Below are 23602 nucleotides of genomic sequence, written 5' to 3' on the forward strand. Positions count from 1 at the left end.
ATAGCAGCAGAGCGATCGAGTTCCACGAAGCTTATGTAATGGCTTTTAACGATTGTTTTTACTTTGTGGGAATTGCTTTGCTGTTAAGTGGGATTGCAGTTTTGGGTTTTAAAAAGGTGAAACCTGGTGCTGGTGCTGGAGGGGTTCATTAGATATTTTAGGAGTTAGGCACGGGTGGTCAGCGTTAGGCATCTATACAGGAATCTTTGTCTGAGGCATTCTCAAGATTTTCACTCAGTTCATCACGCAGTAACTGGCTAAACTCTATAAACATATCTAGTTGTTCAATTTTTGAACTTAATTCATGACGTTTGCGTTCGCGAACTTTTTCTTCGAGTTCGCCTTCTTGAGGTTCTCCAAGCAGATCGACAATTAGGGAGATATCGTCATATTTATTATCAGAAATATTTGTGGATTTTTCAATCCAAACAGCAGTTTTTTCTTCTACTGCATTGCAAGCAGCTTGCCTGAGTGCAAAATCGACCAAGACACGTGCAGCAACATCAATTGAGAGTGCCATATTTATCCATATTTGAACCTCATTAGTTTGCTCTTCAGAGGATTCACTTTCTGTTTTATGAAAATGAGAGTTATCAAAGTAGTGCGATCGAGAGTTATCGGGAGCGAGTCTATTCAGAGTATTAAAAATCGGTTCAAAACTCTTAAAAGGATATCTATCATTTGGTAATGATGAGCGGCGCTCCCAAAGTTTAAGAATTGTATTAAAGCAGCGCTGTTCGGCTTCAACTTTTGCATTGTCTGTCGCATTCTCTGCGATCGCAATTTGCTCAGCAATATAATGTGCCATCCACCGTGAAAGTGTATCGACGCCAGGTTCAAGTTCAAGCTCCCGAACAAGAGCCTTACCTAAGCTGATAGCACGTTCCTGTATCTCTGAGCTTACCATCTGCTGAGAGGATATAAATTTTGCTATTTGGGGTTGAATATTCTCCGTCATCATTGCTCCTAGTGTAATATGAAGACCTACAAAAACGACGCTGAATCTGTACTTCAACGATGAGATCGCGATCGAGAGTAGAACAGAGTATCTTGAGGAACTCTAGTGATGCACTCATTCGTATTCCATGTCTACGCGATTCTTCACTATGTTCTCTTTCAGATGAACTCCAAAGTTCACAGACAAGTGATTCTTTAGCTGTACCTGGCATAAACCATTTTCGTCGCTCTAAGTCTACAGAAAGTCTGAGTCGTTCAATGATTGAATTGCCGATTCTATAAGGTGGATAATCAATCTCACCTGCATATGGATCGGTGGCATCAAGCCTATTATCTTGTGAACCTCTCCAAATCCATCCCTGTAATTCAAAGGGGAATTCGTTAAACTCCATCTCGTCTTCTTGATAAGCAGGCAGCTTAAAATCGTAAGGATTGACGCAAGTGCTTAACGCATTCAACAAAGACTCAGAGGTTTCACTCGAAACAAGCGCACTTGTGACATGAAAGCTTTCTTGTGGTTCACCGTTACGGTCACTCCAAGAGCCTCTGACATTTAACCAAGTTTTTCCATTATGCTCGATCAGTAGACCGTCAAGGAAATCATCAGACCTGATTTCTTGTCTCCAATTCTCTGTTATTTTCTCTTGTAACCAAGCACGTCGCTTTAGTGGAGGTGGATCGCGTCGGTCTGCTAACCATAGACGATCGGAACGAGTCAAAGTATGCCGTTGGAACCAATCAGTCCATTGGTCATCGCACCAATTATATTCATCAATGACAGGCATCTCTAACAATAACTTCGCAGCGACACTAAGCATCGCATGGTAAGAAATATAGAAACTATAGTCATCAGTACGAGGGTAACTTCCGTGACTATGCGATGTTTCTCGTTCATAACGGTGAGAATGCCACAGGTTCTTACGTGGATCGTGAATGGACTCATCCTTGATTTCAATATCCCATTCTTTAAGAACAACTTCACGTGCCAGTTCCTCGACTTGATTTTCTGGAATGCCGAACACTCTTCCCAGAGGCTCGAACCAGTAATGCTCCAAGTCCCAACTAAAGTGAAGTTTCAAATTGAGATCGACCTCACCTCTAGTATGCCAAGGGGTTTCTTCAAAGTTTTCTCTATATCCGTCTATTTCTTTGACTGGTATTTGGCTAATGCCTACTTGGCGAAGCTTTTCAGTCACACCACTGTCATAAGTTTCTGGAAAAGCAGCTTCAATAGATAGAGCGATCTCGGCTGCAAATTTCTGGATGAGTATATGGGGTAAACCATCAAGCGCAAGATCTGCAAAGATTGAGTGATATCGTCTTAACTTTTCGGGGCTGTCTATTGCTATCCGCGCTAAAGCTATCAACAAATATAATCTTGCGTGGAGATTATAAAAAGGAAATACATGACTGCCAAAAGCATTGACACAATCTCTCTTCATCCATTCGATTAAGCCGTCAATTTCGCGATCGCAACCCGCTTCTGCAAGCCTTCGGACGCAATGTGCAGCTTGCCATCGCACGGCAGAGCGGGGTGAACCTAGCGCAGCCCAAATAAAACCAGTGAATGCACCTGAAATGTTGTCAGGTGGGAGCAGCCACTTATCCCAATGACCATCAGCATACTCTCGGTCAATCTGTATTTCAAAGCGGGAAAGTGCAAACTCAAGCAGAGCGCCTGCGTCTTGAGGTGAGATAAATGATGATACAATTTCGGAGAAACCAAAAAGCGTGCTTGCATCAACTATATTGCAAGATTCTGATAGTCCTTGAAGAACTCCTTTATAAATTGAAGAAAGTGCGCTATCATCAGGTTTAATTTTTTCAAAAAAATACTGTTTTAGATAATAATTTGTAAATTTATATGCAAAACGCTGAGCAATCAATGAAAGAACATTGTTCCACGATTTTTTGACGCTTATTTTCTGACGATATGTATCTGGAAAATTAGATAAAGCATATTCCATATCATATAAATCAGCCTTTTCAACATTAGGTAATGCTAAAAGCATTTCACTCGCTTGGCTTTCAGGTATTCTCTTAAAGAATTCCTGCCAAAAAACTTCATGAGAACGTGGGTGAGGCAAGGCATTAAAGCGATCTATCGCAGCACTTATTTCCATGCTTTTAGTCAATTTTAGATCGGCAAAAACCTCTTTCCAATCAATACTTATTGATTCTTTTCGCTCGTCAATCTGAGAGATTTGACTAGCTTTCTCTCGATCGCTTCTCTGTGGATGTTCGGCATAAAAATCTAAAACTTGTTGAATGTCTTTATTCTTTAGTGAAAATCTATCGCTAACTCTTTTAAGGTTATGCCAGATGCTCTCGGAAGCCTCATTCAACCTAAGATCTCGGACAGCAGTATCCAAGATGTACTGGCGACGAGTCTTATCAGATTCAGTCTCTATGCAGAGCGCTACAAACTCATCATATCCATCATAGTCCCAGGAAAATGCAGATAGCGACCAACCAACTAATGGTTCAATAATCTTAGAACGCACAGCTTCACGAGCCAAAGCAAGAAGTTGACCCTCGAACCATCCTACATCTCGATCACGCCAACGACTCAGAGTGGCGAAAGCTGACGAAGGGCATAATTTTGCACAAACTTGAATGGCTTCATTGCGACTCCAATGTTTTTCACGAGCTACGGACTCACCTACTAACTCAGCACAACGTATGAAGCTATAGGCGATTTCCGGGGAAGAATGCCCACCTTCGGCAGAACGCTTCGCCATAGCGACAACTGCTTTCCATCTATCAACCAGTTCATCTCCGAACATTGAGACTGCCTCAATCGCACAATCGAAATAAGCTTTTGCGTCCAGAGGACTTACGGGAAGAACAGCACGAGCAAGCGCTATGTAATATTCAGCTTTTGCTTCAGGTCCCTCATCCGATATGGACTTCACGACTTCATAGCAAGATTGCTCGAGCTGGTTTTTAAGTGCCGAAAGGTGTTCCAAACGGTAAGCTGCTCGAACCGCACTTAAATGATCCTTGAGCGAAAGTTTGTATTCGTTATCGAAGAGTTTTACGATCGTGTGCCCTTCTTCAGAGCGATCGCAAGGCTTTTGTAAAGCTAAGCATTCAAAGCGTACACGAGCGATTTTAGACGGTAAGTCGTCATTTTGTCTGTACCTCCGCGATCGCGCTTCCTTTGAACGCCGATCCGCGTCTTGAAAGGCGATCTCAAGATTTTCCCCGCTACCAAGTAGAATGCGAGAGCGAATAAAATACCACGGTAACAGTGCGCCAACAACCTGTTTGAGATCTTCTATATTTTGTCGATACTTTTTTTCATCTTCAAGTAACTTCTGTGGTATTAGGGCATTAAGATCGGGATCGAAATCGCCTGAAATTGCAAGTCTTAAAGCGGTTCCTCGAAGAAAAATATGTCGTTCGCCATCATGATATTCAGAACTAACTAAGCCCGAGGCTCTTTGAGGAAGATAGTGGTTCAAAACCCGCAGAATTTGAGTTTGAGATAGTCCGATCGCCGAGCTTGCTTCTGCAAATGAAACAATAGCTGAGGTAAATCTTTGTTCGTTCCAATACTCAGCAGGTTTAGGGATACGTACTCGCTTGTGAGTTAACAAGCTCAAACACTGTTGCATTGCGTCTCTGGAAGGAAACTTACCCACTGCCATTAGTTCGTCTGCTATGGCTAACATCAAATATTGATTGCGGCAACCAAGCTGTGAAATTTCATCTACTGCCGTGAAGTTTCCTGCGTCAATAAGGCGCTTAATGAACAACCGGGTAATTTGGAACACGACTTCTGGTGGCTGCCAACCCCAAATAAAATCTACTAATTTCCTCGCTCCATAAAGATGAAAATGGGCAACTGCCATTTCCACAATGTCATCCTCTTTGAGCTGCTTTTCACTGTGTATCTTGTCTTCGTTCTTGCTACGCTCCTCGAAATACAATCTCAGCCAATTGCTAGCCGATCTTAAAAAGGCTATGGCTTCCCCTTGAAATTCCTCAATTGAAGATAAAAGTGAAGCAGAATATACATTCGCTGAACCATCCCAATTGCCCCGTAACATCCGCCGAAATGCCAATTCTTGAACTCTCTGTGGAGACTGTAGCGGTGCAATCAGATCGACATTTTGAGTAAGAAGATCGAACTGTCGCTTATCACCTGCAACCTCTTCTCCTGCACGTAAAGCCAGTTTTGCTGCGTCAGCATATCGCTTTTGCTTTAAGGCTGCTTTGAAGGCGAATTGCAAGCGATACACCCGTATATTACGTTCATCAATCGGGTTATCTTCAGGTAGATAATCGTCAGAGAGTGCTAAGCTGATAAGCTCATCATAGTTTTCCGATTGTAGTAACAGAGAAGGTAGCACTTGCGCGACGTAAGAAAACTCTGAAGCCAAAGGTTTAAGGCTCATGATATATGATTCAATCTGCTGATTTGAAGCAGAGAATCTCTCTCGAAACCAAGTTTCTGTTGGCTCATCTCGAAATTGAACTGAGTTTTCCGATATCCAGAGAGGTCGCCCCAAATCAGCGACAAAGCTGACAACTGTTGAAACCTCAACCTCGGCAGCGGTAGCAAGTAAATTAATCGGGATAAATGGAGTTAAATTTGCAAGACCTAGACATATCGCATTAATATGTCTTTGAAAATCAGTAGGCAGCTTGTCTTTAATCGTAGAAATTGCGGATTCAAGCTGTGCTGCAATCTGTTCTTCAACCGTAGCACCTGAAGGCCCAAGACCAGCCAAAACATCTGAAACCGTATTTTGGTGTATACTCAGTGCATTCGCTTGTACTCGCGGATTGCCACCAGTCAAGCGATGAAACTCCAACCCATCGATATCGGTTGCACTTGGAAAATAGTCTCGAAGATGAACCACTGTCTCTGCTTGACTGAAGGGTTTCAATTCAATCTGTCGAACTGTACTTAAAGGCTTGAGCAAGTCGATACGCTCGGTTCTACATAGTGTGACAATCCGACATCCTTCTGGAACTTCCTCACGCAATAGCTGATGAGCAAAACAAGACTCGCTGAACTCTTTCGCCGCCATCTCTGCATTATCAGCCGCATCAATTAAAATAGCTAAAACAGCATCTTTATCGACTTTTTTTATGGCTGTAGCAGCCGTATTTAATCGCGACAAAAAGGCTCTTAGAATTGCATCATCTAAATCAGTAGAGCGCGGTATCAGAATTTCGCATAAACCATGCAATGCAATTTCATTCGCAATTTGAACGAGAGCATCACGATGGCGATGCCTAGACTCACTTCGATTTCGATATTTTCCAGAGCCGAAGCAATCGTAAACAATTCCTAACGAGCCGGTGGGTAAAGACTCTGCTAGTTGACGAGAGAAGACTGATTTACCTACACCGCCACCCGCATGAATAATTACAGGTGTAGAAGCTTCAAGGACACTATTAAGTAAGATTTCATGTTGCTCCCGCTTGATGAAGTTTTTAAATTTCTCAAGCTCCAGTGGCGCAGGAAATAGATCTCTTTCAGACGTAACGCCAAGACGTTTTAGAATCTCTTCACGAATTATCTCACCGTTGTTGTTAGGTAGAGCCTTGTCTTGTACAAGAGCAATCAAACTGTCAATTTGAGCATTGTCAACTGCTCCAGCTAAAAGCGCTGAAATTTCAGTATGTAATTCATGTCGTTGTGCAATATAGTTCCCTTCTCCATCAATTAGATCGATAGAGTTACAAAACTCCTGTAACCTTGCATCTTTTAATTGTGTATATTTTTCAAGAGTTTCCTTAAATTGCGTTCCTGCTTGACTTCCATTCTTGATTGAAGAAATTTCTTCCTTAAATAAATCGGCAACTTTACGATTAGTTATTACCGAGAACCTTACAAGTCCAAATTCATCTGTATTGTCATCTCTGGATAAGAGAGCAGAAAATCGTTTTGCAAATCCCTCAATGGTATCTTTTAACCCACTTAATGTAAAAGGCTCATCCACTCTTTGGGTTGTATGTTTTAGCTGAAAGTACGTAATTTTTTTGTCATAGCCTTGAGCATCTTCGGTATATTCGGCAACATCGATTACATATTCCCCTGCAACTTTATTTTCCTTTGAGCCTTCAATTACTATGCATTTGACGCAAGATTTTGGATGTAACATCCTGAGACAGCGACGTGCTGCCCATCGGTAGTGAAATACATCACCTGCTCTTGAGTATCTGACTAGATCATTTTCCATTAATCAATCGTAGGCAGTCGAGAACAAAACAATAGAAAAATTCATGTATGCCTAACTTATAATTGTATCGCTGTTGCCGTATAATACCTAATATAATATAAAAATACCGCAGATTACGACGGATGTATGTCAAACTCTTCTTACTTTCATCAGAATCTCCTTTTCTAGATCGAGTTCGGCGTACCATCCGGCTCAAACACATGAGTCGTCGCGATGTTTCACCCTAGAGCAAACTCTGTATACTGCCGCACGTAAGGCGCATGATATGCCAGCACAATGTCTTGCTTCGGCACTCCCTTTGCTACTAACCAATCGGCAATTGCGTCTTCGGTTCCATCATAGCGCGTTTTTCCCGATGCTGTGGGAGTCACAATACTTAAATCGCCACCCTGACGCAAGCAATCTAAGGCTTCAATTTGATGCGAATACAGTTCGTGAATTCCCAATCCCCGAAGAGCATTTTGTAAGGGAGAGGGTAAGTCTCTTGGAATGGCGTACAACGAGCCAGATGCGGGAGGGGTAATGTGAACAGCGCTAAGATGTGAAGCTAACTCTTGCGCGATCGCTCTAAATTTGGGTTGAGGAATAGCGGCAATTTCTGCTGCACTTACCTGACAAAAGCTAGCAGATTCTACTTCACCTGCACCCTTTTCTTCAGATTGGGATGAGGATGCTGGTGCGCTAACAGGAGCGATTTCACCCGTTTCGACAGATTGCTGCCAATTTTTGAATTGAACGGGAATCGAGTATCCGGGAAACTTTGCTATGAGTATGTTACCCATCCAAGACATAACCTCGCCTTGTCCGCGCTTGGGCGAAAAGAGCGGCTGTCCTGGGTCTAGCCACTCAGGATGCTTTCGTTCGCTGTTGGGAGTTACAGCGCGGATAAGAGCAGCATAGTCAGGGGGCTCAGGGTTTGTCATAGTTTTGGGGATAACTCCAATTGCTTCATCATAAGCTTCTTCTTCCAGACTGCTGACATTCTCTCAATTTAACGGGGCATCATTGACTTTGGGATTTGCGCTTGCTCTGGGGAATCGGCACGGGGCAATTAATTTGATCCGAATCCGCTGCCATTCGTTTAATAAGCTCAAAAGCGGCCGTGCAATCTCCTAACGCTCGGTGGTTCCCGCTCGGTAAAGGGAAATACTTATAATCTTCGTAATAGTAGCTCCAATATCCCCTCCACTGTGCCGCCCATTCCATCAAGCAGTCGGAGCGCTTTGTCAACTTCAAAATCGGCAAACTATGCAACTGACAGCAGTAATTTAAAATCTTGATATCAAAAGCAGAATTGTAGATTAATACTCGTTTATCTTTCAGGGCTGCATCAATGCGAGGATAGACTTCGGGGAAACTCGGAGCATCGGCTACCATTGCATCGCTAATGCCGTGAAGATCTGTTACTTCTGCGGGTATTGGAATTGTGGGTTTGACGAGCGTATTCAGCAGCGCGTCTCCCAACGGATTAATAACGGCAATTTCCACCATTTCCGCATCATCTAGCCCCGTAGTTTCAGTATCCAGAATCACCCAATCGTTCTGGCTTAATTGTTCTCTTGCCCAAAGAACAGCACTCACTCTATCTCGTTCTATGAAACCTACTTCGCGATACCACTCACGATAATCCCGCTTGATTTTGGCTTTGAGGCGATTAGCTGCTAAAGTTTCCAACTGTTTGGGAGAGGGCTTTCTTTTGGGTCGGAAACATTCGGGATTGTGGATATCGTAGAGAAACACATCGTATTTTCGGGTTGGAATAACACCTGAAGGTTTCAGAGGCGATAAACCAAGTTCACCCAGTTGCTTTTTAGTTTTCATGTGCGGTGGCGGTTCGTTGGATTCGCCCCACCAACTGTACTTTGCAAGCTCCATATTTGCTGCTCCATTGATTCTTTTGTGGCGCAAGCTTTGCCTGTAAGATTAGCTTTTAGAATCAGCTACAATCAATAATATCAGGAAACTAGAAAACCCCCAGTTGCCTGGGAGATGAGCCATCCGCTGCAAAACTAAATGACATCTAATTATGTCATACCATGAGTATTATTGTCTGCGAATTGCCAGCACTAATCCGGCTGCACTAGCACCCACTACGATTGCTGCTAAGTTAGGCTTAACGATGCTTCCAAAAGCACATCCAATGATTAACGCCACAACAATAGCCAGGGGAGCTTGCCTTTGCCTGCCTTCCAATTGGACTATGCGTTCGTCAAGGGACTGAAAGAGTATCGATACTTCTTCTTCATTGTGCCAATTAGTTCTGCTCTGTTTCCTGAGAACTGCTTCTCGGGCAGCACCATACAAAGGTTTGCCATTCTTGCCTGTAATTTTCATCATCAATCCTCCTTTTGTAACTTTTTAGCTGGACTGTATTCAGTTTGTTGTAAAGCTTGAAGTGCCAAATCTGCACCATCTCCACCGCCTTTCCACCTTCTCGGTTTCAAGTGTCCGTAACAGCTAACATCGCTCCAATTAGCCGGGTCTGCATAGGCTGATAAGGCTTGGCGATAGGTTTCGATAAGCTGGTCTTTGCGGTCTGGTTTTTGCCAAGGGAATTTCATAACTACTCCACAATTTTTCCAAATGTTGATTCGAGTAAACCGTACCAATCTTTCGCTTTCTGGAATGCTTTACCTCCCGTACCGCAGCCGAACACATCTCGACTGCTTGCGGTGACTCCTAACTGGAGAATTTTTAAACTTAACCAAAGCGCTTTGTCTGGCTGAGCGGGAATCAGGCCTATCGCTTCACTAATTCGCTCTGCTTCACTGCTTCCCCGCTTGCTTAAAAGCGCCATCACCCTCGCTAACGCCTTCGAGCGCTCTGGTTCGGGAAGTAGGGAAGTAGTGCTGCAATCCTTATCCTGCAACGCTTCACTCGCTTCATTCGCCACTTTGTTCGCTTCACTCTCTGATGAAGCAGCAGTATCGTCCCGTGCAGTAATTTCATCCGCCTGCCAGGATTCTAGGAGCCGCTTCTTGGCTAATTCCCACAGTTCTTGAGTGTCCTCAATTTCCTGGTTTGCAGGCAACTCAGTTGTTTGAATTGTTTCACAATTTACGGAAGTTTCTGTAGTTGATGAGCGCTTAGGAAGTTCTCGTTTCCATTGACTCAAATCGGGTACAACAGCGGGGAATTCTCCTAACTCGCAGCTAATCCACGCAGCCCGATTTCCCAGCGATTCCAAGTAATCCCGCACTTGTTGGTACTTGGCGTATTGCTCGGAATTCTTGGGGAATTTGTTGCGATAACTTTCGCATTCTTCTACAGCGAATTTGCCCAAGAAAATAGAGCAGAAACATTCTAGCAAATCGCTCTCGCCTTGCAATCCCCAGGTCATTATTTGTCTGCCCTGAGCTAGCGCAAATATCCGCATTTTTAGTTCCCGACCCAGGGTAAGATTTTCTCCCTGCAAATCCCTAGCTGAAGGTGAGATTATCTGTTTAGTTTTGCGGTCGATAATGGCTTTAATATTTCGAGTTTGAGCCTTCCACTCATCAAATGCTATACTCCAGCGCGGAAAGTCGATGCCCTTCGCCATCAGTTCGGTACGCCGGATTCTTTCAGCCCGAACGGATAGCATCGAATGCCGAATAGCTTCGTAATCTTCTGGGACTCCGATTACCTCGATAAACTGCCACTGGTGGGGTTTTCTTTTGATGGTGCAAACCCACTTTCTATCTGAGGGAATGACATCCATCAACCAATCAACCAGTGTCGTTTTTCCGCTATTTGTGGCACCTACAGCACGGATGTGAGAAAAGTTGTCGGGAGTCTCCCTAAACTGCTTCCAATCAAAGAACTTCACTCCTAATTTGGGAGTTGCTGGCAGTTCTACGCCCAATAATTGATTGCTGTTTGCTGCGGATGCTGTGTTTGATGGAGGTTCCGCATTTTCAAGTTCATCGGACTTTGATTCCATTGGAGCGGGCAAAGATGCGGGAATGGCAGTAGTTAAAGCCTCCAACAGTTCGGGATTCTTCTCCAAGTAAAGCGTGTTGTAGCCGTCGTAGAGTTCGCGCTTGAAATCCTTCACTCTCAAGTCAGCAGCAATCGCTGTTTTCTGGATTTCTTCCTCATCCAAAATGTCGCTTGTAGTTGCTTCTAACTGCTTTTGCCGTGCCTCAAATATCGCAGCCTCTTCCTCGCTCTTTCTCTGCTTCACCGATGCTGCACCCGATGCAAAATAACCCGCACCAAAGCTGATTGCAGCAATTACGCCGGATGTTGTACGCAGCAGCCCCCAGCCTTGATGCAGCTTCACAAACTTGGCATTCTTGGGATACTGGGAACCCGTTACCACAACAGGCGTACAGGGGTTTGTAGCTTTATTGCAGTAGCTGACGTGTTTGTCAAAGTAGCCGAATAAACTGAACCCGCTACATCCGATGCCCACAATCACACAGGCGATCGCACTTTTCACCGCATCCACCTCCGCAGCAGTGCGACCAACAAAAGCAAGGCCACCGATACACCAACAATCAGGACAAGCTGCCACACTGGGATGAACCCGAAGCCAAAGCCTACGCTTAAAGGCATATTTGCCAGTAGCCACGCCACATCCCAAAATGCAGCAATAGTTCCGACAATCACCACCAATCCGCTAATCCGCCTCATGGATAGTAAATAAGAGGTTGGGTTTTTCGGTTTTACTACAAACAGGAACCCGGCTACTAAAATCACTGCGACGAGCATTACAGGAGCACTGACAATCCTCGAAACGTGAGCAATGGATAGGCCAACCGCAAACCAAAATCCTTGACCGCAGAAGCTATTTAAGTTCTTGAGAAACCTCAATTGGTCTGATTCTTCTAATTCTGGGAGTTGTAGTTGTTGTGAAGGTGGAGCAACAGGAGGATTTTGAGGTTTGGGAATAAGAAATGGTGGTAACTGCATGGCTACTTCCCTGAGAAATAATCAAAGGCTTTACCGCCCCATTTTTTTAGCCAACCGCTTGCCTTGCTAGCGTTATTGCTAGCGTTATTGGTAGCGTTATTGGTAGCGTTATTAGTAGCGTTATTGGTAGCGCTGCTGGCAGGACTCAATTGCGGGCTACTCGATGATGGCAAACCGTATTTCCCGCGAGTACCGTAAGCGATTAAATCTTGAATCCTTTGTTTCTCTGCCTTTTGGGCTTCTTGAGCTTCTTGTCGCCACGAGAAAAGTGCTTCTTCTTGTTCTGGCTTTTGGGAGAGTACCGCTTTTCTGCGGGCTAATCTATTAGCCACTATCTGAAGAGAAATCTCAAGGTCGTATTCTGCTAAATCGCCGTAATCGGTAACTTCTTGGTCGAGAAGTCTGACACCAACATCCGAATCTTTGGCTAGCTTTTTGGTATTAGCCTGCCAACCTTTCCATGCCAAGAACACGTCGAGCGTGGCCCGATCGATCTTCTCCATGCCCTTAGCACCGGCTTTGACGCATCGGGCTACAAACTCGTTGTATTTGACAACGCCGTCAATATAGTCGTTGACGTGTTTTTCTAACTTATCGAGGTTGTCAATGAGAAACTTGATTGCTTCAACCGAATCTACGAATGCTCCCAATTCTTCCTCGGACATCCCCGCAAACGCTGATGGGTCGAAACCGTAGTATCCCTGAAAAGAAGTCAACATTTCAGGTGCGCTATCAAATGCTTTGACTTTTCCGACTAGGGCTGGGGCTATGGCTCCACCGCCTGTGTATTTAACAATTGCACTCATGGTTGGTCTCCTTTAATCCATTCTGCGGGTGGGTATGCAATCAAAACATTTGATGCTTCGGGTTTCTCCTGGTTGTAGTCGGGGCAATTGTGCTGCTACTTTATCGAGCGCATCGAATCCACTGTCAGCAGCAACGCGAGTGTAGGTTTGATTGCCTTGCGAGTCAGTAATTCGCAGGCGGTAAGTTTTTTGTCGAGTGGGAAGTCCTAGCCAATTAAACAAATTAAACATGATTTTCTAAGCGATCACCTCATCGCTCAAGAAATCATCAATCCACTTTTTTGCCGATGCGATTGCTGCTTCCTCCGTCGGTTCGGTTCCGCAGTCTATCAAATCAATTCCGCGTCCGTCGTACACGAACCAATTCCAAGATGGGGACGAAGGAACTATCTTGAGTTGCAGCCCGCAATAATAGTAAGAATCGGGTTGCAAATCTAGCTCTTGGGGCTTTTCAATGACAATCCAAGTTTCTATTCTTTGCCGTTCGGTAAGATTCGCAAAACTGCTATTCCCTATGAACCGAACAATGGAAGGCGGCAGCAAGTTGAGGAGTTTTGTAAAAAACATTCCTTACCTCCTATGATTCTCGTTCGCAGTCGAAAGATTGATGGATTCTGGTTTCTGAAAACCACCGTCGAAGTCATCCCTAACAACAATCACTCCTACAATTAGGCATCCTTTAGCTAAAAGTTTGAGATTGTGTACTTTCGGATACCTTTCGTATCCAAGTAGCATGAACTCAAGAAAAGCATTCATTTTACTTACCTCCTATTGATGGCGAAAATTGATAGTTGTGATTCGTGCTGTTGTCGATATTCTGGTCGCCTTGAACTACCGTGGGTGGTAAATCTTTTACGGCTTGCCGATAACCGTCGTGGTAGATAGAGTGACCTGCGTAAAGTAGCATAGCGGGGATAGCTGCAAACAGGAGCGACGCATAAATTGACAAGAGTTTATCTGACATAGTTGTTACCTCGAAGTTTCCTTGGGACTGAATGAAATGTAAACCTGTCCTTGACTGCTACATTTAAGCTGTACTCCTTCGCTCTATATGTGCGCCTTGCTCAATCCGGTAACAAAATCTCGTTGTCTGTCTTGCTAAAGATGACATTTTTGCCATATTCCACACAGTAAGGCTTTAGTAACTGGTACTTTTCATCTCTGTCAGTAAACAGGATGTGTACCAGTTTTTGTTCTTGCCCTCCTGAATTGCAGTGTTTAACTGTTGCCAAAACTTCTCTGATTTTCAAGCGCATCCTCCCACTAATACTGCTACTTCGCTCACTTGGCTAATTGCAGCCAGTTTAGACTTAACGACCCGCCACAATCTCAATCCAGGACACACTAAATACAACTCAATAAAACCGTAACTGTCCAGCATCAGACAAACCTCATTAGCGCGATTGTTTCTTCAGCATAATTGCGATTGGGGGGCAATATAATGCCAGGTTGTTTAGGTTCTCTCCCCCGTTGTAGGCTCAGGAAAAAGATGAGATTTAAAAGCATCTTTTCCCTTTGAGCTTGCCTTAAAGCTAGGGCTTCCCCCAACTCTTGATGAGCGCCTACCAGAGTCCTGGTGAAATCCTGCGTGGCGGTACTGACTTGGTTGGTAAAACAGGCTTTGGGATTGGCAAATTGGCATCCCGTAAATCCAAGGGAGCTGCTTTTACGGCCTCGGTGAGAACGCTAAAATTACTTCGGATATTCGACGCCATATCGGTCAAACCGTGGGTCAGATTTGCACTCAGAGAAATCTTAAAGGCATCTAGCATTTGGTCGCTAACGGCTCCAGCAACATCGGCCATCCCCAAGGATGCTTCGCGAGTCATTCCTTCAATTGCTTGTATCGCTCCGCTTTTCTCTTCTTCAGCATCGCGTTTCTGGTCGCTGGCGATCGCTTCTGAGTCGATGTCGTTGCAGTATTCACCGCGTCCGTTCCGAGTTCCAACTACTTGTTTGAGTGCCAAACCGGGTGCAATTCGCTGATTCAGTACCAGCTCGAAATAAAGGTCGAGTTCTACAGCATCGTCGGAGTTGAACTTAGAGTTTTGCCAATCGGGGTGTCCTAAAGCTTTGCGAGCGTTGGTTACGTCAGAAACTTTGTTGAGTCCCCATTTGGCTTTGATGTCGCGGCGGTCAATTGTCGGTTCGGTATTCATGGGTGGGTAATCCTTCTTGTGCTAATCGTTCTCGAACAGCGGCAATGCAGCGGTTGGCTTCCATAATCCAAGTTTCTAGGGTTAGCAAGCAGTTCAAATGAAATTGAGAAAATGTCCGGCGGTAAGGTTGTCTCTGAAACTCAGGGCATTCTGCTTCTAAAAGGGCAAGTCTGGTTTTGAAAGTAGCTTCAGGCATCGGTTTTCCCCCTTTACCTAGAATTACCCTTACTTCTGCTCTGAAGTAATTGCGATGGTTCCATTGACCGCATCGACTGTTAAAAACAGCTACGTCTACAGGCTTTTTAGGTGTTGGCATTTTCTGGCATTTGATTGGCTACTTGGCGGGCTACATCACCCGAAACTCTGATTCTTCGTTAGCTGTTTTCGGAGTCGCCCGAAGTAGCTAACGAAGAATCAAAAAAAATTATTTCCTTTCCGGCGTGCTAAATGATTTGGCATCCCAGATACCCCAGACTTCGCGGGCAGAAGATACCGCCCCTTGGAGTGCTTCTACTTGCGATCGCCCGAAAACTATAATCTGGCGGGGTGGATTGTACTTGCGGGTGACGGTAACGCTCCACTTGAATTGATGGCTTTTGAGTGCTTTCACCGATCGTCCCTCCCATCACCAGGTGTAGGTGCTGTCGGTGCGTTGGATTCGCTTGATATTCGCCAACACAGTGCGCTTGCTAGTTGGTTTTGTTCAACGCGGCAAAGAACTCTCACTGTCGGGAACCAAGCCTGCAAGTGGGATAAGTCGTTGTTGACGCTACCCGAATACGCTTGAAACGGGTCGCTTTCCAAACAAACGAAGGTTCGTAAAGTGTAGAGCTCATCTAAGTTGAGTCCGTCCAATCGGTTGATTAAGGATTCGAGGGAATATTTTCTGGGTGCTGTGTACGGAGTCAGCGCTTGTTCTACAAGTTCCCACCAACTCATCACGTTGGTTCGTTCGGTGGCACACAAAATCTCATGTTTCCGAACGCACAGGTAAATCGGTTGTCCGTCTTCCTTTATCGGATTATCTCGGTCATCGAGTAAGCGACCCATGACGGTTTCAGAACGAACGTCGGTCACTTCCATGCGCCCCATTGTGGTGGTGACGCGGGGATTGGGTATTTCTACAAAGCTTGGTTGGGCTGGTTGCGATGGCTGCCCGTAATCTGCGAACATAAGGCTGCTCCTTGGTAGCTGGTGTTATCAGCGAATGGGAGAAGTCCCGGCATCTGTGTTTGCCGCACTGCGCCGGGGCGTCACTCCCACCCTAAAACCTGCGTTCGGGGCTGTCAAGAAGTTTACCGTCTCTTAGAAGGTATTATTTTCGGGTTATTGGTTAGCGCGATTGTTTGAGGCGTTCGGCAATGATGTTGGAGAGTTCGGGATTGCTGCCCGCCGCGTCGAGGATAGAACGGAGAGAATTGGCATAAGCGAGGGTGCGTTCGTACTGTTCGGGCATTTTCTCAAAATCAATGCCGCTTCCCCATTTACTCGAAATAGTCTCTGTTTGCACGGCTAGGATACGACTCAACAAGCGAACACATTCCGCTCTATAGCCCCTAGTAGCTTCCATCTGGGCATCGGCATTGAACCACAGCCTACAAAACTCGCGTGCTTTCACAGGTTTTACAAATTTATCGATAGAACGTCTTTTTAGTGCAAACATAAACTACCTCGTTTACCATATAAGTTATGGTATCTTATAGAGATAGAATCGTTTGGATTTACACGATAATATCATGTAACGAATGGTTAAAACTCCACAGCGGTTTGCGAACAAAGCTCAGACTTAGCAAAACCGCAGCGTTGGCACACAGGAAACCGGCGACAACAATCAGCAAGCGGAACATTAAAGGCATAACAGGGGAGAAAGTATGAGCGAATCAGTTAGAGCCGTTCGAGCCTCGGTACAAATAGGTTCCCTAACAGTCGATGGGTTCATGTTGCCCGATGGCAGTTATCGGATGAGCCAGACACAAGCGGCTGAATGTGTGGGGAAACCAGCTAGAAGCACTTTCGATTTTTTACGTTCAAAAGCTCTGAAACGCTTGCTCTCTGAGGCTGGAGGCACTTTCGATTTTTTGACTGAAGATACCGTTGCAGCCATTTCAACAGATGCCTACGCAGTGGAACAGTTTTCGGTAGACCTTGGGGTTGAAGGAAACCAGGGACAGACTCGGATTAGGGGAGTGCCTCTCGAAATCGTTATCCTCTACTGGCACTGGGAATCTTTTCGAGGGAACAAGCAAGCGTTCTTCCTGGTTACAGGATTAGCAACAGAAACTCTCGAACGTCGCTTTGACAAGGCTTTCGGCGTTACCCGAAGCGAAGAGGAACGAGACGAATTGCTCAGTCAGCGAGTTCAAGAGCTTGAGCGCGATATCAGAGAGGCATTTTGGATCGAAGACGAAGCTAGATTAGAGCGCGACCACTACGAACGGCTGCTTCGAGAAAACGGCATCGACCCTTGGAGAATTCCGGGGATAGGTGATGAGTCCGGCTAATAGCGATCGCATTCGAGGCGTTGCAAATTAACAAACGGGCGATGGCGACGCCCCGGATGGAGCCACCTACGCATTGCAAGCTGCATTTACACTCTTATGCTTAGACGGGCGGTTCCAGGATGCTTTCCGAACCCAGCAACAAAGCACCAATCAGCGCCGACAATTCTTTGGCTTGACTATCTTGAGAATTCTTGGAAGCGATAGCCCAGAACCCAGAAGAATTGGAAGCGCTACGGTTGCCTGGTAATGACTTGTACTATCGAGATGGTGAGGAGGTTAATTTATGACTGAAGAATTTGAAAATAATTTAATTAGGGCCGTGACTTGCGATATCCCTCTGGGCAAATCTGTTTTAGACGCATATATGCTCCCGAATGGTGAAAAGCGCCTTGGAGTGGAGAATGTGGGTATTGCCCTGGGCTACTCAAAACGTTTCTTTTTCCAGCGAACAAATCGAGAGTCAAATACGCTGAAAACTTTACAGAGCATGGGTTTTTCCGGCGAACAGATTTGGGTAAATATTATTCGACAGGGAGATGATAGGCGAGGCTCTTCTTTAGCAAAAACTGTAAGCCTTCGAGATTTTGTAAAGCTTGTTACTTTTGAGGCAGTTGTTAAGCGAAAACTCGAAGCAATTATTTTATTGGCAGCTATTGCTGAAACAGGGATAGAGCGAATTTTAGATGATGCTTTTGCAGGAAAGTCGGTAGATTTTCTTCTCGAAAAGATTGTTCATTACAGCAAGTGGACACAGACAGAGTTGGAAGAAGTGTTAGCCTACAACCGTGAAGAGGTTCGAGCGCTGTATCCCTGGGGCGCACCGCCTTAATTTGAATCGGAAGGAAGTTTGCCTTGCCACGCCTGCAAAAACGACCAGCGTCCAAGTAACAAAACCCGCAACACAGGAGAAATAATGACATTACTCGAACAAATCACACCAACTGAAGAAATCGAGCTGTACGACCCCACTGGCTTTCCCAATCTACCCTGAGCCTCTACCCAGTCAGCAAGGTTTCTGTGGATTCATGCGGTGGCGATAGGGAAGCTTATCAGAAATTCCTTGCCAGCGAGCAATCTAAGCCATACGTTCGAGTTTAAAATTGGAAAAGGCTGTTGCCAACCAGCGACCGCCCGCATCGATTACACCAGACCAGACCAAAAAAAAAGAGTCCGCAGTCTTTAGAAGAGACGGCAGACAAACAAAAAAATAAAAGTTTAGATTCATCATAGTTCATTTCTGCCATTACCGCAGATTTTGCACCTTTGCACGTCAGCGGTAGTTACAGCGCCGGGCCGTCTCTTCTACATTTAGCGGGTTTTTGTAAAAAAAACCAGTTAGCACCGCTATGAGTAGCGAGAGAGGCATCTATGAACGTTGTACAGCAATTTGAATCTACCGCGTATCTTTGCCCCAAACACAAAAGCCACATTGAGAGCCGGGGGCTGTTGAATGATTGGAGTTACGCCAACTGCCGAACTGTATCTGCGGATGAGGCATCAGTTTACTTGGGCTACGCGGCAAAGTCTGGCGGTATCCTGTTTGTGGGAAAAACCACACAATTTCAATTCAGACCGGACAAGCCTTGGAAATCAGAAAGCTGCAAGAAAGCACCCAAATATCGCACACCAGTGGGAGAATACGACGCATTCTTGCCCCAGCATCCCACCGACAAAAACTACTGGGAACCAGAAAATCTCAAGCAGCACTGCTACCGCATCAACGACCATCCGTGCATTATCCTCACCGAAGGCCCGTTCAAAGGAATCGCCGGGTGCGCTAACGACATCCCAACTATTGCACTGCTGGGCGTTTCAATGGGTCTTACTTCTAAAAAAGGAGACATTCAAGGCAAGCGCTACCTAGTCGAAACTTTAGAAAAGTACGCGCGAGCTGGCTTCGGGTTTATCATTGGTTTTGATGCGGATGCGGCAACTAACCCCAGCGTTATTTGGGAACAGCGGAAACTCGGCCGCCAACTTCTAAAATTCAGCATCCCGGTCTACAGCATTACGGGACACTGGGATGTAGGCACTGAGGGAGAAACCAAAGGGATGGATGATTTTATCCAGAAAAAAGGAATAGAAGAGTTCAGGCGGATGCTGGCCAAGTCGGTCAGCTTTGAGGACTGGGAAAGCGGGCCCGGCGACAGCGACAGCAAGCCCGATAAAGCGGACAAACAGCCGCCACCGCAATCCCTGGGAGCCGAATTCGCCGAGGATTTGCGCGACCGACTTTGCTACTCCGACGAGCACAAATCCTGGATGAAGTACGAACTCCGGCACCGGGGAGTTTGGGCGGCGGTGAACGACGACTACGTGCTGAGCGCGATCGATACGATGTGTCAGGTGCGCGGATTGCAGCCCAACAACGCCTACTGCGCGAACGTTTTGGGTTCGCTCAAAAGAAAATTATTCGAGCTCGATTGGTTGGAGCGACCCTCAAACGAACTGCTTCCCTTTGAGGATGGGGTGCTAGAAATCGAAAACGATCGGTGGCACGAACACGCCCCCGGATTCCGGCTCACCTGGTCGCTGCCGAGAGCTTACAAAGGAAGTGCCGTTAACGCTCGATGGGCAAAAATCAACGACTGGATCGATCGGGCAACCGACAGCAACCAGCACAAAAAAGAAATCCTGTTAGCCTTCATTGCGGCCAGCTTGCGGGGTATGGCTTCCTTGCAAAAATTCCTAATGCTGACGGGCCCCGGCGGAACCGGCAAAGGCCTTTACACGCGACTGACCACCATGATTGTCGGCGAGCGCAATACATGGATCGGGAACTTAGAGGACTTGACCAAAGCAGACAAAGTTGCGGAACTGCAAACGAAGCGGCTGGCAGTGTTTGACGACCAGGAGAAGTACACCGGCAACTTGTCAAACTTCAGGTCGCTGACGGGTTCTGGGCTCCTTAGCGGTCGCAAGCTCTACCAAAATGCTGTCAGTTTCCGCTTTCCGGGCTTGGCCCTAGTCACCGCGAACCAACCGTGCTTCCCCGCCAGCGGTCTGTCGTGGTTGAAGCGGCGGATCGTGCAGGAGGAATTTCAGTACACCCCAGTCAAGCGAAATACCAACCTCGAAAAGGAATTAGAGCCGGAACTGAGCGCGTTCACCCAGTACCTGCTTTCAATCCCGGTCGCTGAAATCGAGCGCATCTTGAGTCAAGAGGGCTGCGGTATCAACGGCACTTTCTGGGCGGACAGGGTACGGGCCGACCCGATGGCATCGTGGGTCAACGATTGCGTCGTACACGACCCAGCAGCCCAAACCGCAATCGGGGCGGACAAGGATGAATGGAAGGACGGCGATTACGCAGCAGCCAAATCCACCCTCTTTGGTTCCTATCACCACTACTGCCGGCGGGCGGGGTACAGCGCCAAAGGTAAAAACAACTTCTCAGCGGACTTAGTGGAACTTTGCCGCTCCGTCCTCGAATGGAAAGATGTCGAAAAATGTCGGACTGCTGCCGGCACAGCGGTCAAAGGGCTGCGACTGCGGACGGATGCCGACACCAACATTGCCACAGTGGAAGAGTTGTTATCTCAAAATGCAGACATAGACCTGCACGGTGCAGACCTGAATGCAGACCTGAAACTCTTATCAGCTAAGGATTGTGTAGACAGTGTAGACCTAAATCCCAAACTTTGGGAAAAAATAGAAACTGAAATTTTACCGCCGATATCGGGTTTGAACTCGCCAACTGCCGATTCAAACCGCAGCGAAGTCGATTTAAAAAAGGTTGACCCCCCTGATGTCTGCACGGTCAGCACAAACCTTACAGAGCAAAGCATCGAGCCTCTGGATGGTCTGCACGGGGGTCTGCATGAGGGCCTGCATGAGGATGGCGCTGAAGTTGCGGGAGAAAGTGACGCGCCCCTAGAGAATCCTGATGTAGAAACGATCGGACAGATCGGACGCGGGCAACTAAACGAGAGCGAAGCCGAACTCGTTGAATTTGCCCGCGAAGCAATTGCAACAGGCAATGTCGAACTGGCGAAACAAATCCAGAGCGTTCTTTCGGAAGCCTGCAACAGCGGTGCTGCCGACCGGAGTAAGGTGTGGCAGAGTCTGACCCCATCGGAACAAGCCGCGTTCAAAGCTTTGCTCGCGACCGATAGCCCAACAGATTCGGCGGCAAAAACCGACAGACCGATCGCAGCGCCAGAATCCGAACAACCCGCACCATCAGAGTCGCATCCCGAAACAATCAGCCACCAGGACGCAGAAAAGATGCGGGACATAGCCCGGATTTGGTGGGAGGAATACTACCCCGAACAGTTGCAAACTTTGCTGACCCAGATGTTCGGTTGGGACGGGCCGGGAACCAAGTACAGCAAGGCAACCGTCGATCGTTGGTTGGAGGCAGAGGACGCAGTAGTGCGCTTGCGGATTGCAGAGCTGATGGATCGCCACTCTTAACCCACATTCCGCACCCACTACCTATAGCGGTGTCACCTAGTCTTTATGGGCTACCTATAGCGTAAGTCTAAAGAATCAATTGCTATAGATAGCGGACAAATACTTTGGCTTCCCCTATAGATAGCGTATGTGACACTTTAGGGTGCGGAATCCGGCTTGACGCTGAAAGCCACCGGTAAGCTTTCACACTCCCCGTTGTTGCGCTCGCGCTTCGATGCCTACCTTGGTTCGTTGGAAAATGAAGCGAAACTTAAGCAGGATTACTTTTAGACTGACAACCGTCTGGTAATCCCTCGGACAAAATTATTTGCCAATTACTTTATATTGTCTGTGGTGCTTCATTACAACGAAAAAAACCCCGTCCTTGTTCGCGGTAACTCGATCCGGATTTCCCAGTAGCTCTTCCGTTATTGGAAGCAAGAAAGGGAGCCAGAAAGATAACCTTTCTCTTGGCGCAAAATCAGCGTTAGCTTCTCAGGGCATAATTTTTGCTTTTGCGCCAAGTTACCTTTTGCAAGTCTACCCCAAGAGACAATTTGCACTTTTTCTTAACTTGTCACAAATGATGATTGCAGGTCACTACAGATAAGGTTTTTTGTACGGTGATGCTAAAAGCTTGGCGCTTATCTAGTCCAAACTGTCGGGGAGATAATTTTAGCTGATAGATCGTCTAAATAGAAATCGTAAACAGGTTCTCCTGATAATTCACAGCAAAGAGGTTCAATAATTTTAGTGAACGGATTCCAAACTATTGTTACAGTCCGTTTCGTTTTCTTTCTTTGCAACTCACATTGAATATGTACTGTAGGTAGATGGATAATCATTGCACTGTGCAACCAAGCTTCTACACTCATTGCATAACGCTCTTGGATATCTAACAATTTTCGATCTAGCTCTCTATTAGTAGCTTCAATTCGAGCTAATTCTTTGTCTAATTCATCACCAATCAAATTTTTTAACTCAATCTTGTGGCGAATCCCAGAGCTAATCGTGTTGTAATAATCCTTTAGTCTTTCTTCATCCCTAGCTCTTGCTCTTGTTAATTTAGCCTGCCAATTATCTAAAGATTTTCCAATCAATATTCCACTTTGATGTTCGATTAACTTCAACAACTCATCAAAAGGAATAGAAAATGGTGTTTCTTGATTATCCACATCCATTCTGTCAGACTCCCAAAATAAAGCATCCCCAATTTGTACTGGTGTTACTCCTGTTATTTCATTGATAATAAACGAAACTAGACCAATCCTTTTTTCTTCGGCATTCGCTGTGTAAGCCACATTACATAAAATGTAGCGAGTGGTTGATGGTTTAGCATCTACAAAACGAATTAACCCATTTTGAGGTTTGAATCTCTCTGGTATGCTTTTGTCAAATCCCGTAGCTTTTAGATAGCCATCAAATTTTACACCCAAGGCACTAATCTGCCCTTTGACAGCTAATAGTTCAGATAATTTATTTAATACTTCTGAATGATAAGTAACAAAAACACTTTGAGGTACATCAGTGATAGTTGTAAAAGTTACTTCTTCTGGTAGAGAAAGTAACGAGGCTATGTTTTCATTTAACAGCGCATTTAAAACGTGTTCCCCAGCCGGTTCAGCTATTCCGTCATGGAGAGCTACAATTTTTTCTAAAGTAGTAATTATTGGGTCTGATAACATATT

The 23602-nt window shown here is 45.7% G+C and carries 22 protein-coding genes; 3 read left to right on the top strand and 19 right to left on the bottom strand.

Annotated elements, in window-relative coordinates:
• Positions 1–184: 184 nt before the first annotated feature.
• The 18 genes from QUB77_RS22015 to QUB77_RS22100 all read right to left on the bottom strand — a co-directional run bounded on the left by QUB77_RS22015 (position 185) and on the right by QUB77_RS22100 (position 16681).
• Positions 185–907, bottom strand: a complete 723-nt coding sequence (locus tag QUB77_RS22015; RefSeq protein WP_333313501.1) for a hypothetical protein — start codon at positions 905–907, stop codon at positions 185–187.
• Positions 864–7157: a hypothetical protein gene (locus QUB77_RS22020; protein ID WP_333323403.1), complete on the bottom strand. Its 6294-nt coding sequence runs from the start codon at positions 7155–7157 to the stop codon at positions 864–866. The genes QUB77_RS22015 and QUB77_RS22020 overlap by 44 nt, the downstream gene beginning before the upstream one ends.
• A 218-nt stretch (positions 7158–7375) precedes the next feature.
• The gene (locus QUB77_RS22025; protein ID WP_333323406.1) at positions 7376–8080 is read right to left on the bottom strand and encodes an element excision factor XisI family protein; all 705 of its coding nucleotides are present in this window, start codon (positions 8078–8080) and stop codon (positions 7376–7378) included.
• 79 nt (positions 8081–8159) lie between these two features.
• Complete coding sequence (locus tag QUB77_RS22030; RefSeq protein WP_333323408.1) at positions 8160–9032, bottom strand: 3'-5' exonuclease; 873 nt, start codon at positions 9030–9032, stop codon at positions 8160–8162.
• A gap of 168 nt (positions 9033–9200) precedes the next feature.
• Complete coding sequence (locus QUB77_RS22035; RefSeq protein WP_333323410.1) at positions 9201–9494, bottom strand: hypothetical protein; 294 nt, start codon at positions 9492–9494, stop codon at positions 9201–9203.
• Positions 9494–9718 carry a hypothetical protein gene (locus tag QUB77_RS22040; protein ID WP_333323412.1) on the bottom strand — a complete coding sequence of 75 codons (225 nt, stop codon included), beginning with the start codon at positions 9716–9718 and terminating at the stop codon, positions 9494–9496. Before QUB77_RS22040 ends, QUB77_RS22035 begins: the two co-directional genes overlap by 1 nt.
• Positions 9719–9720: 2 nt before the next feature.
• On the bottom strand, positions 9721–11655 hold the full coding sequence (locus tag QUB77_RS22045) for a hypothetical protein (protein ID WP_333323414.1): 1935 nt from the start codon (positions 11653–11655) through the stop codon (positions 9721–9723).
• On the bottom strand, positions 11577–12053 hold the full coding sequence (locus tag QUB77_RS22050) for a hypothetical protein (protein WP_333323416.1): 477 nt from the start codon (positions 12051–12053) through the stop codon (positions 11577–11579). The genes QUB77_RS22045 and QUB77_RS22050 overlap by 79 nt, the downstream gene beginning before the upstream one ends.
• Before the next feature lie 2 nt (positions 12054–12055).
• Entirely contained in the window at positions 12056–12859 is an 804-nt protein-coding gene (locus tag QUB77_RS22055) for a hypothetical protein (RefSeq protein WP_333323418.1), read from the bottom strand.
• A gap of 12 nt (positions 12860–12871) precedes the next feature.
• Positions 12872–13090 carry a hypothetical protein gene (locus QUB77_RS22060; protein WP_333323419.1) on the bottom strand — a complete coding sequence of 73 codons (219 nt, stop codon included), beginning with the start codon at positions 13088–13090 and terminating at the stop codon, positions 12872–12874.
• 6 nt (positions 13091–13096) lie between these two features.
• The gene (locus tag QUB77_RS22065; RefSeq protein WP_333323421.1) at positions 13097–13426 is read right to left on the bottom strand and encodes a hypothetical protein; all 330 of its coding nucleotides are present in this window, start codon (positions 13424–13426) and stop codon (positions 13097–13099) included.
• Positions 13427–13616: 190 nt separating this feature from the next.
• Positions 13617–13823: a hypothetical protein gene (locus QUB77_RS22070; protein ID WP_333323423.1), complete on the bottom strand. Its 207-nt coding sequence runs from the start codon at positions 13821–13823 to the stop codon at positions 13617–13619.
• 100 nt (positions 13824–13923) lie between these two features.
• On the bottom strand, positions 13924–14109 hold the full coding sequence (locus tag QUB77_RS22075) for a hypothetical protein (RefSeq protein ID WP_333323425.1): 186 nt from the start codon (positions 14107–14109) through the stop codon (positions 13924–13926).
• Positions 14110–14421: 312 nt separating this feature from the next.
• Positions 14422–15018, bottom strand: a complete 597-nt coding sequence (locus QUB77_RS22080; protein WP_333323427.1) for a hypothetical protein — start codon at positions 15016–15018, stop codon at positions 14422–14424.
• On the bottom strand, positions 14996–15334 hold the full coding sequence (locus QUB77_RS22085; protein ID WP_333323429.1) for a hypothetical protein: 339 nt from the start codon (positions 15332–15334) through the stop codon (positions 14996–14998). Before QUB77_RS22085 ends, QUB77_RS22080 begins: the two co-directional genes overlap by 23 nt.
• 108 nt (positions 15335–15442) lie before the next feature.
• Positions 15443–15628 (bottom strand): hypothetical protein, encoded by a 186-nt coding sequence (locus QUB77_RS22090; protein ID WP_333278981.1) that lies wholly within the window; start codon positions 15626–15628, stop codon positions 15443–15445.
• A complete protein-coding gene (locus QUB77_RS22095) occupies positions 15625–16191 on the bottom strand; it encodes a hypothetical protein (protein WP_333323431.1) in 567 nt (188 codons plus the stop codon). The genes QUB77_RS22090 and QUB77_RS22095 overlap by 4 nt, the downstream gene beginning before the upstream one ends.
• Positions 16192–16351: 160 nt before the next feature.
• Positions 16352–16681, bottom strand: coding sequence for a hypothetical protein (locus QUB77_RS22100; protein ID WP_333323433.1), 330 nt, complete (start codon positions 16679–16681; stop codon positions 16352–16354).
• Between the two features lie 208 nt (positions 16682–16889).
• On the opposite strand from QUB77_RS22100, the gene QUB77_RS22105 reads away from it, so the two are divergent.
• The 3 genes from QUB77_RS22105 to QUB77_RS22115 all read left to right on the top strand — a co-directional run bounded on the left by QUB77_RS22105 (position 16890) and on the right by QUB77_RS22115 (position 21935).
• Positions 16890–17519: a hypothetical protein gene (locus tag QUB77_RS22105; protein WP_333278985.1), complete on the top strand. Its 630-nt coding sequence runs from the start codon at positions 16890–16892 to the stop codon at positions 17517–17519.
• Positions 17520–17802: 283 nt separating this feature from the next.
• The gene (locus QUB77_RS22110; RefSeq protein WP_333210047.1) at positions 17803–18348 is read left to right on the top strand and encodes a hypothetical protein; all 546 of its coding nucleotides are present in this window, start codon (positions 17803–17805) and stop codon (positions 18346–18348) included.
• A 539-nt stretch (positions 18349–18887) separates the two neighbouring features.
• Entirely contained in the window at positions 18888–21935 is a 3048-nt protein-coding gene (locus QUB77_RS22115) for a DUF3854 domain-containing protein (RefSeq protein WP_333323436.1), read from the top strand.
• A 623-nt stretch (positions 21936–22558) separates the two neighbouring features.
• Here the strand turns inward: QUB77_RS22115 and QUB77_RS22120 are convergent.
• On the bottom strand, positions 22559–23599 hold the full coding sequence (locus tag QUB77_RS22120) for a hypothetical protein (RefSeq protein ID WP_333134554.1): 1041 nt from the start codon (positions 23597–23599) through the stop codon (positions 22559–22561).
• Positions 23600–23602: the final 3 nt, after the last annotated feature.

Source organism: Microcoleus sp. AT9b-C3 (genome assembly GCF_036705485.1).
Classification (GTDB): Bacteria; Cyanobacteriota; Cyanobacteriia; order Cyanobacteriales; family Microcoleaceae; genus Microcoleus.

Coding starts and splice junctions, on each gene's coding strand:
- QUB77_RS22015 (WP_333313501.1), bottom strand. CDS start 907: ATGGTAAGCTCAGAGATACAGGAACGTGCTATCAGCTTAGGTAAGGCT.
- QUB77_RS22020 (WP_333323403.1), bottom strand. CDS start 7,157: ATGGAAAATGATCTAGTCAGATACTCAAGAGCAGGTGATGTATTTCAC.
- QUB77_RS22025 (WP_333323406.1), bottom strand. CDS start 8,080: ATGACAAACCCTGAGCCCCCTGACTATGCTGCTCTTATCCGCGCTGTA.
- QUB77_RS22030 (WP_333323408.1), bottom strand. CDS start 9,032: ATGGAGCTTGCAAAGTACAGTTGGTGGGGCGAATCCAACGAACCGCCA.
- QUB77_RS22035 (WP_333323410.1), bottom strand. CDS start 9,494: ATGATGAAAATTACAGGCAAGAATGGCAAACCTTTGTATGGTGCTGCC.
- QUB77_RS22040 (WP_333323412.1), bottom strand. CDS start 9,718: ATGAAATTCCCTTGGCAAAAACCAGACCGCAAAGACCAGCTTATCGAA.
- QUB77_RS22050 (WP_333323416.1), bottom strand. CDS start 12,053: ATGCAGTTACCACCATTTCTTATTCCCAAACCTCAAAATCCTCCTGTT.
- QUB77_RS22055 (WP_333323418.1), bottom strand. CDS start 12,859: ATGAGTGCAATTGTTAAATACACAGGCGGTGGAGCCATAGCCCCAGCC.
- QUB77_RS22060 (WP_333323419.1), bottom strand. CDS start 13,090: ATGTTTAATTTGTTTAATTGGCTAGGACTTCCCACTCGACAAAAAACT.
- QUB77_RS22065 (WP_333323421.1), bottom strand. CDS start 13,426: ATGTTTTTTACAAAACTCCTCAACTTGCTGCCGCCTTCCATTGTTCGG.
- QUB77_RS22070 (WP_333323423.1), bottom strand. CDS start 13,823: ATGTCAGATAAACTCTTGTCAATTTATGCGTCGCTCCTGTTTGCAGCT.
- QUB77_RS22080 (WP_333323427.1), bottom strand. CDS start 15,018: ATGAATACCGAACCGACAATTGACCGCCGCGACATCAAAGCCAAATGG.
- QUB77_RS22085 (WP_333323429.1), bottom strand. CDS start 15,334: ATGCCAACACCTAAAAAGCCTGTAGACGTAGCTGTTTTTAACAGTCGA.
- QUB77_RS22095 (WP_333323431.1), bottom strand. CDS start 16,191: ATGTTCGCAGATTACGGGCAGCCATCGCAACCAGCCCAACCAAGCTTT.
- QUB77_RS22100 (WP_333323433.1), bottom strand. CDS start 16,681: ATGTTTGCACTAAAAAGACGTTCTATCGATAAATTTGTAAAACCTGTG.
- QUB77_RS22105 (WP_333278985.1), top strand. CDS start 16,890: ATGAGCGAATCAGTTAGAGCCGTTCGAGCCTCGGTACAAATAGGTTCC.
- QUB77_RS22110 (WP_333210047.1), top strand. CDS start 17,803: ATGACTGAAGAATTTGAAAATAATTTAATTAGGGCCGTGACTTGCGAT.
- QUB77_RS22115 (WP_333323436.1), top strand. CDS start 18,888: ATGAACGTTGTACAGCAATTTGAATCTACCGCGTATCTTTGCCCCAAA.
- QUB77_RS22120 (WP_333134554.1), bottom strand. CDS start 23,599: ATGTTATCAGACCCAATAATTACTACTTTAGAAAAAATTGTAGCTCTC.